Origin of the sequence: Flavobacterium sp. WC2409, assembly GCF_041200085.1 — a bacterium.
Classification (GTDB): Bacteria; Bacteroidota; Bacteroidia; order Flavobacteriales; family Flavobacteriaceae; genus Flavobacterium.
The window spans coordinates 366751-378807 of sequence record NZ_CP165625.1; the positions used below are offsets into that span (position 1 = coordinate 366751).

1 protein-coding gene is annotated in these 12057 nt (G+C 38.2%); it reads right to left on the reverse strand.

What is annotated here, in order from left to right:
- Positions 1 to 77: 77 nt before the first annotated feature.
- Positions 78 to 11756, reverse strand: coding sequence for an Ig-like domain-containing protein (locus AB3G34_RS01640; RefSeq protein ID WP_369753256.1), 11679 nt, complete (start codon positions 11754 to 11756; stop codon positions 78 to 80).
- Positions 11757 to 12057: the final 301 nt, after the last annotated feature.

Sequence of the window (12057 nt, forward strand, 5' to 3'; positions counted from 1 at the left end):
TTATATTCGAATTTTCGATTCAAATATAAAAACAATTCTCAGTTCAACTTTACAAAATTTAGTTAATATTTCGTCGATTAATGGACAATAATATTCTTACTAAAATTGCCTTTCGAAGTTTGAATTTTCACAATATACACTCCGGTTCTAACATTTTTAATTGGTAGTTTAATAGAAGCTTGCACACCATCATCAATAGTCCAATTTTCTATTTTTTGACCTAAAATATTGAAAAGGTATACTTTTTCTATTGTATTATCTACAAAATTATTTTTAATGTTTAGTATTTTATTGTCATTGGTAAAATATACTAGTATTCCATCATTCAATTTAGCTTTGTCAACACTTAGTGTTTTATTTACAAAATGCAAAGAGAACCGATTTGTATACGCTCCTGGTGTAAGTGATAGAGTTAGATCATTGTTTTTTATATCGTTATAAATCCCAGTTACATTGTCAAATAAATAAATTTCCAGTGAATTAGGAATATTTTCCATTGCATCTATCTTAATTGTTATTGCACCTTCATTTGCCACATTAATACCCACTGGTATAATTTGATCGTCATTAAAATTAGGAACTCCTTGTATAATGAATTGGGTATCATTCATTTCCCAATACATATCATCATCGCTTAAATCATACATGGGAGCATCATAACCAATATCAAATTGATTTGTAGTATTGGGATCAATACCTACAAGTAATTGTCGGTGTGCACCGATTGCAGAGTCAAAACCTAATCGTATTTTTGACCTATCATCTATTTCGGGACTGTTTATTTTAGTAGTGCTATTTGTTTTCATAAATAGGGAGCTTCCGGAACTCTCTCTAACAAATTGTCGCTGACTGTTTTTGAAAAGTAATGTACCTCCTTCAACAGATATTGGGATTTCTGAACCAGAAATGTCAGTATCTAAAAAGGCATCTACAAAAAATCCTTGTGCTACGGGTATGTATTGTTTTGGAATTTTTGATCCAGTTGAACCATCATTGACCGTTAACGAACTATCATTGATTCCAGCTACACCTCCCATTAGGGTATAGGTAGCATAACCTCCTTCATATTCAGCTAAATAATGGTTATTTGATAATCCAAAATGATCCCAATAATAGAGAGCTCCATTAAATACGTTTTTACTATTTGTACAACCAGTGCAATCTCTTAAATTATCTCTTATAAATTGTTTAGCGTCAAGGGCAGATGGATAGGGGTTACCTACCAAATAGGATTGCTCTGGATCTATTTTTAATTGAATTGTTCCAGTATTTGGAATACCAACAAATACATAGTTTTGTAAAGAAGAAATAGGAACAACTCCTCCATTTCCTTTCATCGTAAATCCTTCTCCAATGTTTATTGTCCCTGTACTACCAACATATTTCCATTGATAATAATTTAATAAAGGATCTGATAATGCAGGTGAATTAAAAGCCCATAACCAACGGTTGCTTACAGTTATTGGATTCGTTTGTGGCAAGTCGGCACTAAAGGCACCATCAAGGAACGTTATTACAGTTGGGTTAAATGGATTAGTGGTGACATCAGTCCCGTCTCTTAATACACTTGATATAGAATAATTTATGTTATTAAGGCTTACTGGTGAAGACCAATAATTGTAATTGAAACTATTTTTTTGACCTTGTTGATCTATTAACAGTACACCTTGTCCACCGGTTGGATTTGATGTAGCAATAGTTTGTACCAGTTGCGCTTCACCTGTTAAACGGACATCTCCTTTTAATAAGTTGAGTTGATTTTGTACAGTTAATTCAAATTGATTTACAACACTTAAGCCTTTAGCTGTTCCTGTTGTATTGGTTTTTAGGTTATAAAAAGTTTCGTTTGTTTTTATTCCTAGATTTATAGTTTGAATTTGATTAGCAGTTCCACCATTAAAAGTAACTGTTCCTGTCCCGGGGATAAAAGCACCACTATTTCTCCAATTACGGCTTATTTGTAATTCAGAATTATTAGTGTTAACCATAGTGACAGAAGCTCCAGGATTAACAATTAAATCTCTAGCAGTTGCAATACCACTATATAAAGGGGCAAATGGAGAAGTGTTGTCAATAACTGGCATGCCAAATCCACCAGATGGAGTAGTAGGTATTTGAGCATCAATTGTATAAGAAGGAAGGCCTTGTTCCCAGTTTTTACAATCAAACCAGTCTGTACTTACTAAACCAGTCCAGATACCCGCTGTTCCCGTTAGAACTGTTACTGCTGCTGATCCAGTTAAATCGGATGGTTTTGCAGGGTTACAATTTGCATCGCTTAACGCCGTAACGATATAGGTTGTATTCACAATAATATTTGGGACGGTAAATACATAGGGGTTGGCGCTTGTAGTTACTGTAGTAGGCGTTGTGCCATTTGTATACGTAAAAGTCCAAGGCGCTTTACCTGTTAAGGCAATACTAAAAGTACCAGTACCCCCATAACAAATCGTTTGGTTTGGTCCTATGTTTGCGGTTGGTCGTGGATTTACAGTTACGGTAATATTCTTTGCCGTACCTAAACATCCTTTGGATGTTGGGGTAATCGTATAGACGGCTGTTCCTGATGTAGCACCAGTTGTTGTCAATTTTTGTGCAATTGTATTCCCACTTCCCACAGTTGCTCCTGTCACTCCAGTTTGTACTACAGTCCAAGTAAATGTTGTTGATGTTTCGGTACCTACAACAGCACTTGACAACGGAATGTTTGATATGTCGTCAGAACAGATTGTTGCTGGAGAAGCAGCAACAAGTGGTCTTTTATTTACGGTAACCGTTACATATGTTGTCCCATCAATTCCATAGCTGGTACATCCATTAAGGAATGAGGTTACTGCATAAGTTGTAGTTATTGCAGGAGTTACAGTTACATTTGTAGCATTACTCACACTAATGATTGCCCCTGTACCTAAATTTTGCCACTGGGATGTTAAGGTAGGAACTGGTGCTTGGGGAATTTGGACATTATCAATTGCCCATGAACTACCTCCAAAAGCATTAACACTATTTACTGTCCCGTGAAAATTAAATTTTATTCTCAAATTAGAATATCCTAAATAAGCATCCAAATTAATACTCATTGCACTAGTAAATTTATTGTAAGGCGTTTTATTTCCAGTATAGGTAATTAAGGTTACTGGATATGTAGCTCCTCCATCAAAAGAAAGTTCTACTTTTCCAGTTGCTCCCGATGCTAATTGATAGGCATAGTCAAAAGTCAAATTAGCAGTTGTTAGTCCGACCAAATCAAAAATTGGCGTTTCTAACCTTGAGTCGATTGCACCTCTTACAATAGCAAACTTATCATTAGATGCTGTGTCGTACTCAGTCCCCGCATTTCCATTAGTTTCCAGCCAGGTATGGTTGTTTCCGTTGTCGCCGGAAGCATTGAAATTCCCTCCATCTACATACCAACCAACAGGTTGAGCACTATTGAAAAGTCCACCATTTTGTAAATTTTGACTGGTAGAGTAACTAGCACTTGAGGTTAATGTTGTTGAATCACCTTCGCATATTGTGGAAGGTAATGCACTCACAGGGGATGGTTTGATATTTGGAATAATAAATAAAATCGCAACATCTGATTTAACTATTGTACAAGAGGCGTTTTGTATGGCCACTCTAAACATAGTATTTGTTGTTATAGTAGAATAGTTATAGGTTGTATTACCACCATTAGCAATATTGGTCCATGTGTTTCCGGCGTCTATTGAAGTTTCCCAATATAGAATTGTACCAGTATGTCCAGATAAAGTAAGTTGTCCAGATGCGGAGTGACAGTCGGTTTTCGTTTTTGTCCCATCCGAATAACTAACTATACCACCCGTTGAGGAGGCATCAATTTTGATAGTGTATGTTTTTGGGGTTCCTGTACATCCATTAACAGTTGGAGTAACAGTTATTGTTGCGTTTATAGCTGATGTTCCTGAGTTTGTAGCATTAAATGAAGGTATGTTTCCAGCTCCAGAAGCTGCTAATCCTATGCTTGGATTACTATTAGTCCAAGTGAAAGTACCTCCAGCTGGCGATGAAGTGAAATTGGTTGCAGGAACTACCCCATTATTACAAACGGTTAGGTTTGAAGGTACAGTTACAGTAGGGGTAGGGTTGACTGTTATAGTAAATGTTTTAGATGGCCCCGTACAATTTATGCTACTGTTATTAAATGATGGAGTAACAGTAATAGTTGCGATTACGGGAGTCGTGCCATTATTTATTGCACTAAAAGAGAGGATGCTACCACTTCCAGATGTTATACCTATTGAAGGGGTGTTGTTTGTCCAATTATAGGTTGTGGTTCCACCAGTATTTGTAGTTCCAAAAGTAATAGCAGAAGTTGCATTTCCATTACAAAAAGTCAAATTACTTGGTTGATTAACCTCTGCTGTAGGGTTAATAGTAATTACAAATGTTTCAGCTTGACCATTACATTTAATTCCTCCGTTGTCAAATGTAGGAGTTACATTTATGGTAGCTGTAATTGGAGAACTACCATTGTTTATTGCTGTAAATGAAGGGATATCCCCAGTTCCAGAAGCTCCTAAACCAATTGAAGGATTATTATTTGTCCAAGCATACGTTTTAGTTCCTCCTGAATTTGAAGATCCAAATGTAATTGCTGTGACCGTATTCCCATTACAAACATCAATTGGTGATGGCTTGTTTACATTTGCTTTAGGATTGACAGTAATGGTAAAAGTTTTTGTAGCACCAATACAGCTGGCTCCACCATTTGTAAATGTTGGTGTAACTATTATTGTCGCAATCACAGGAGAATTTCCATTATTTATGGCAGAAAATGAAGTTATGTTTCCAGATCCGGATGCTGCTAAACCTATTGAAGTGGTATTGTTTGTCCAGCTGTAGGTAGTTGTTCCTCCGGTATTTGTAGTTCCAAAATTAACTGCAGTAATGAAACTGCTGTTACATAGTATTTGATCTAGTGGTTGATTAACTTGAGCAGTTGGATTTACCACTACGGTTGAAGTTATGGCAATACCAATGCAAGTTGCAGTTGATGGAATAATAGTAAAGGTTACTGTAACTGGGGCTGAAGTTGTATTAACTAAATTCCCACTGATATTCCCACTACCACTAGCCGCGATTCCTGTCACGGTTCCTGTATTATCTCTTGTCCAATTAAAAATAGTTGATGGAACATTTCCAGAAACGACCATAGGTGTAATTAATGTGCTGGAACAAATAGTTTGCGAGCCATTGGTTACGACTGCATTTGGAGTTGGATTAACAGTTACCGTTGCTGTAATTTTACATCCATTTGAATTAGTGTACGTAATGGTAGTTGAACCTGCGAGAATACCTGTTACTAATCCAGTGTTACTTACGGTCGCGACAGCAGTATTTGATGACAACCAAGGAGAACTCACATTTGGGGATGCAGAACCGCTCAATTGGGTATTAGCGCCTTCACAAACTGAAAGTGTGCCACTGATTGTAGGTATTGGATAAATAGTTACTGTGGCAGTAGTTGATTGAACAGAGGAGCAGGTATAACCCGATGGCCCTGAAATCAAAACATCATAGGTAGCTGTTATAGTATTATTATTTAAAATTAATGAAGAGTTCGTTGTTGATGTCGTTGGCGCTCCAATGTTTGTACCGTTTTTTCTCCATTGAAAGGAGAGCATATCACCATTTGCATCAGCACTAACTGTTAAAGTAATATTAGATCCACTACATATCGACTGTGTAATAGGTTGGGTAGATACAATTATCGCTTGGTCTACATTTAGTGTTCTTTGCGCTGAGATTACCGGAGAACAAGCTGAAGCACCGCTAACAATTACGTAGTAAATACCATCATCTGATAAACTAGCTTGGTTAAAGTGAAGGTTTGATGATTGTGCCCCAGAAATATTTCCCGAATTGGAAACTGCTACTCCTGGAAAAGCTCCTTTATACCATTGATAGGTTAATTCATCTCCAATTGCGACAACGTTTAAATCTGCAGGGAAACTGGCACAAATACTCGTGTTGGACGGCTGAGTGGTAATTATTACTTCTTTTTTTACTGTGAAAGTTTTTGTTGCACTTGCGGTAGTACATGAGGTTGCTGAATTTGTGGTTAGTTTAAGGATAACGGTTCCACTAAAATTTGAGGCAGGTGTATAAGTTACTGTTTGTGGTGATGCATTTTGAGCTGTATTGCTTAACGTTCCACCTCCAGACGTGATTGACCAAGCACCTGTTGTTGCTCCACCACCAATAAAAGCACCAGTTAAAATAATTGCTGAGGGAGTTGCAGATTGACAAATGGTTTGATCTAATCCTGCATCAACAGTTGATGCCGTATTTACCGTAATTGTTCTTGTGTCAGAAATAGGAGAACAGGAAGTTAAGGCATTTGTAGTTAATGTCAAAATTACATTTCCGCTATAGTTTATAGCCGGAGTATAAGTAACGGTCGCTGGAGTTGCGGTCTGCGCAGTACTACTTAATGTTCCTCCTCCAGACGTAATTGACCAAGCTCCAGTTGTTGCTCCGCCACCTATTGAAGCTCCGGCTAAGGTTATTGATGATGGTGATAAAGATTGGCATGCAATGTTGGGGCCACCAGCATTTACTGTAGGTGCAGTATTAACTGTGATTGTTCTTGTCGCATTGGTAGCAGTACATGAGGTCAAGGCACTTGTAGTTAAAGTCAAAATTACATTTCCGCTATAATTTGTTGCTGGAGTATAAGTAACAAGATCAGGAGTTGTAGTTTGTGCAGTATTACTTAATGATCCTCCTCCTGAAGTAATGGACCAAGCCGCAGTTGTAGCGCCTCCACCAAATGATGCTCCAGTTAATTGAATAGGGGATGGGGATGGGGATTGACAAATCGTTTGATTCAAACCAGGATTTACAGTAGAAGCAACATTAATAGTTATTGTTCTTGTGGCAGTTGTTGGATTACATGATGTAGCTGAATTTGTAGTTAAAGTCAAAATTACGTTTCCGCTATAGTTTATTGCTGGAGTATAGGTAACGCTAGACGGAGTTGCAGTTTGTGCGGTGCTACTTAATGTTCCTCCTCCAGAGGTGATTGACCAAGCTCCAGTTGTGGCTCCACCACCTATTGAAGCTCCTGTTAAGGTAATTGCTGAAGGGGATGAAGATTGACAAATGGTTTGATCCAAACCAGGATTCACAGTTGATAGCGCGTTAACCGTAATTGTTTTTGTAGCACTTACGGTTGAACAAGTGCTTAAAGCATTTGTAGTTAAGGTTAAAATTACAGCTCCACTATAATTTGCCGCTGGAGTGTATGTCACGGTTGCTGGTGATGCGGTTTGTGCAGTATTGCTTAATGTTCCTCCTCCAGAAGTAATTGACCAAGCTCCTGTAGTCGCTCCGCCACCAACTGATGCTCCAGCTAATGTAATGGGCGATGGAGTCGCAGATTGACAAATGGTTTGATTAGTTCCAGCATTTACAGAAGATGCGGCATTTATGGTAATAGTTCTTGTAGTACTTATTGGTGAACAAGAACTTAAAGCATTTGTAGTTAAAGTCAAAGTAATTACCCCACTAGAGTTTGCCGCTGGAGTATAGGTCACAGTTGCTGGTGATGCGGTTTGTGCAGTGCTACTTAATGTTCCTCCACCTGAAGTAATTGACCAAGCAGCAGTAGTTGCTCCACCACCAATAGTCGCCCCTGATAAAGTTAGGGCAGATGGTGTTGCAGATTGGCATACAATATCTGGTCCTCCAGCATTTACAGTAGGTGACGCATTAATAGTAATCGTTCTTGTTGCACTAGTTGGAGAGCAGGCTGTTGGTGCATCTGAAGTCAAAGTTAAAATTACATTTCCGCTATAATTTGCTGCTGGGGTGTAAGTCACAGATGCTGGATTTGACGTAGGTGTTGTTGATGATAATGATCCTCCTCCAGAAGTGATCGACCAAGCTGCTGTTGTTGCTCCTCCTGAACGAGTTGCTCCAGATAGTGTAATGGCTGACGGGGTACTAGATTGACAAACGGTATCAGGACCACCTGCAGTAACAATAGGAGTTTGGCTTACAGTTATAATTGCATTCCCTGTTGCGGATAAACTACAAGTTGGTGTAGCTGTATAAGCTACACTTGTTAAAGAATAAGTTTTACTAGCAGAAAGTGTAGGTGTTGTTAATACAGCTGTTCCACTTGCGCCAATATTTATTGTCGAACTTCCAGCAATTCCAGTAACTGTGTAAGTAACAGTAGTGTTTGGTGTCGCGTTGAATGTGATGTTAGTAGTTGAACCAGAGCAAATTGTTGTAGTACCACCTATAGATGCCGTAACTGGAGGTAAAACGGTAATTACCATTTGATCAGTTGAAACGGGGCAACTACCTTCTGCCCTTACAGTTGCGGTAAGGGTTACTGATCCGCCACTGGTTGCTATGGCATTATTTATGGTGTAGGTCGCATTGGCTTTACCAGTATTCGAAAAACTTCCAGAGGGTGCGGACCATGTTAAATCATTATTAATATTAGTAGATCCACCACCAGTAGCTAACAGTGAAACTGTACTTGTTCCTGCACAAACTATTTGATCAACACCAGCATCTACATATCCAAAAGTCCCTACAGTTGCACTATAATTAGGGCTTGTACTTGATCCACAAGCATTTGTAGCAGTCACAGAAATGTTTTTAGTTCCAGTTGATTGTACACCTGCATCAACTACTATAGCCGTTGTTCCTTGACCAGAAGTAATGGTCCATCCAGCAGGTACATTCCAGGTGTAACTGGTCGCATTTGCAACAGCTGAAATAGAGTACATTAAACCATAGGCAATTGGACATAGAGAACTAGATTGACCAACTGGAACAATTGGTATTCCAGGAGTGGCAGGAATACCTGAAAATACATTTATAGGTTGTGAGGCAGACACATTGCCACCGCAACCTCCTGTTATGGTATAGGTTATGTTGCAAGTTCCAGCTCCTGTAGCGGTAACAAGCCCTGTAGCATTAACAGTTGCAACCGAGTTGTTGCTACTGCTCCAAGTACCTGTACCACCACCTAAAATTACGGAATTGGCAGTAAAGCTTGTTGAGGTTGAAATACATAAATTACTGATTCCAGTAACGGAAGCAATACTTGCATTTGGATTTATAGTTATCGATTGTTGAGCTGTTTTAGTTCCTGAACATCCTCCTGAAATGGTGTAAATTATGTTTGAAGTTCCTGCGGAAACTCCAGTAACAACTCCAGTTGATGAATTAACTGTCGCTACAGCTGTATTGCTACTTGTCCAAGTTCCAGAACCACCACCTAGGACAACTGAGTTTGCCGCATAAGTTGTTGTTCCAGAAATACATATCGGACTGGCGCCACTAACGGAACTAATACTTGCATTTGGGGTTATGGTTATTGATTGTTGTGCAGTTTTAATTCCTGAACAACCTCCTGAAATAGTGTAAATTATGTTTGAAGTTCCTGCTGAAACTCCTGTGACAACTCCAGTTGATGAATTAATTGTCGCTACAGCTGTATTTGAACTGCTCCAAGCGCCAGTTCCACCACCTAAAACAACTGAGTTTGCGGCGTAGGTTGTTGTACCAGAAATGCAAATTGGACTTGTACCAGTAACGGAGCCAATACTTGTATTTGGTGTAATTGTTAGTGTTTGCTGGGCAGATTTAGTTCCTGAACAACCTCCAGTTATGCTATAAATGATGTTGGTTGTCCCAGCAGCAATTCCAGTAACTATACCTGTTGAAGAATCAACAGTAGCTACAGCGGTGTTACTACTACTCCAAGCCCCCGTTCCTCCACCGAGTACAATGGAATTTGCAGAATAAGTGGTTGTTCCTGCAATACATATCGGACTTGTACCAGTTACGGAACTAATACTTGCATTTGGGGTTATGGTTATTGATTGTTGGGCAGTTTTAGTTCCTGAACAACCGCCACTGATAGTATAAACGATATTGCAATTCCCTGCTCCAATTCCAGTTACAAGACCTGATGAATTTACGGTAGCAATTGCTGCATTACTGCTACTCCAAGTTCCTGTTCCACCCCCGAGTGTAACTGAATTTGCAGTAAAAGTTGTTGTTCCGGAAATACATATTGGACTTGTCCCAGTAACTGAGGCAATATTGGCATCGGGATTTATCGTTATTGATTGTTGGGCCGTTTTAGTACCTGAGCAACCACCAGTTATCGTGTAGATTATGTTTGAATTTCCTGCTGCTATTCCAGTTACTAGGCCTGTAGTTGAATCTACTGTTGCTACAGCGGTATTAGAACTACTCCAAGCGCCAGTTCCACCGCCTAATATAACAGAGTTTGCTGAGTATGTTGTAGTACTACCAATGCATATTGCATTTGTTCCAGAAACTGAAGCAATACTTGCATTAGGTATAATAGTTACAGCCAGATTGCTTGCCGAACTTGTTCCACAGCTATTGCCCGCTGTAACACTTATATTACCATTTTGACCACTATTTCCAGTTGTTACGTTTATTGAAGTAGTTCCTTGTCCTCCAGTTATTGTCCATCCAGAAGGCACAGTCCAATTGTAAATAGTAGCATTTGTTACCGCTGCAATTGTATACGCCTGATTATTTAGTGTTGGACATTGCGTACTAATTCCCGATACAGCTAAAGGGGTAGTTGGTATTGCGGGATTAACTGTTATTGGGATGCTATTACTTGTAATTTTTGTTGGAGAAACGCAAATTGCGTTTGAAGTTAATTCTACAGTAACAACATCTCCATCAATTAAGGTGGTAGAGGAAAAATTAGGACTATTAATTCCAACGTTACTGTTGTTTATTTTCCATTGATAGAAAGGTGAACTTCCTCCGTTTATTGCTACTGCAGAAAAGTTGATATTGTTTCCTGGGCAGATTGTTGTTGATGAAGAAGAAATACTTATAGAAGGAGTTAATAGATCATTAACAGTCATTGTAATTTGATTGCTAGTAGCGTTTACCGGAGCAGCACAGGTAGCATTAGAGGTTAAGACAACTGTTACTTTATCTGTATTAACTAATGACGATGAGGTGAAAGTTGCTGTCGAACTATTGGAACCGATGTTAGTTCCATTAATTTTCCATTGATATAAAGGAGATGTTCCTCCATTTGTAGGATTAGCTGTAAAAGTCACAGATGTTCCAGCACATATATTACTACCTGGACTTACACCAATTGATACAGTTGGAACTGGAACTGAATTAACGATTACCGCTGTAGAAGCGCAGCTAGTAACGTTGCAAGACCCATTATAACGGACGTAATAAGTGGTATTACTTATAGGAGAAACTGTAATACTATTTCCAGTTCCTACGGCAATGCCATTACAAGAACCCGAAAACCATTCAGCCATAGCTCCCGTACCTAGCGTACCTCCACTAACTGTTAGTGTAGTAGATTGCCCGTTGCAAATAGTAGTTATTCCAGAGATAGTTGTAGGAGCAACTGAAAGATTATTTACAGTTACGGTAGAAACATCTGCATATGTTATGTCGCAAACTGAAGCAGTATTTGAAGTAGCAAAAACGGAATAAATTGTAGTTATTGATGGCGATACTGTAAATGTGATATCTGAACCAGTTCCGGTTATAGGGCTTCCAATGTCAGAAGCTCCTATTCTTAATTGATAAGTCATAGTGATTTCACTATTTGACAAAATAATCGAAGCATTTTGACCAATACATATTACGTCATCTGAGAGGCTTCTTTCTAAACAATCTTGTCCGAAACTGTGAAATGAAATGAAATAGAATATTATTATAAATAAGTATTTTTTTTTCATGATATCAACATTTTGAATTAAACAATTTAGCAGTTTAATAAAATGTACATATAGTAGAGATATGGCTATTTTAGTAATTAAATAATTTTAATGTAGTGGTGTTTTCCTTAAGAAATAAATCAATTATTTGCTATTTTTAACATTGATTTGTGTTTGTTTTGCTCTACTAGAATTGTGTTTTAAAATGCTAAAAAAAATGTATTTTAGGTGTTATATCTCTTAAAATTAAGTAATTATAAACTTGTATTTGCCATAAAAAGCATATTTTCGATTAAAGTATTTTATCTCCCGATGAACTACT

What these genes read in the sequence shown, in the direction of transcription:
- AB3G34_RS01640 (WP_369753256.1), bottom strand. Translation starts at nt 11,756, where the DNA reads ATGAAAAAAAAATACTTATTTATAATAATATTCTATTTCATTTCATTT.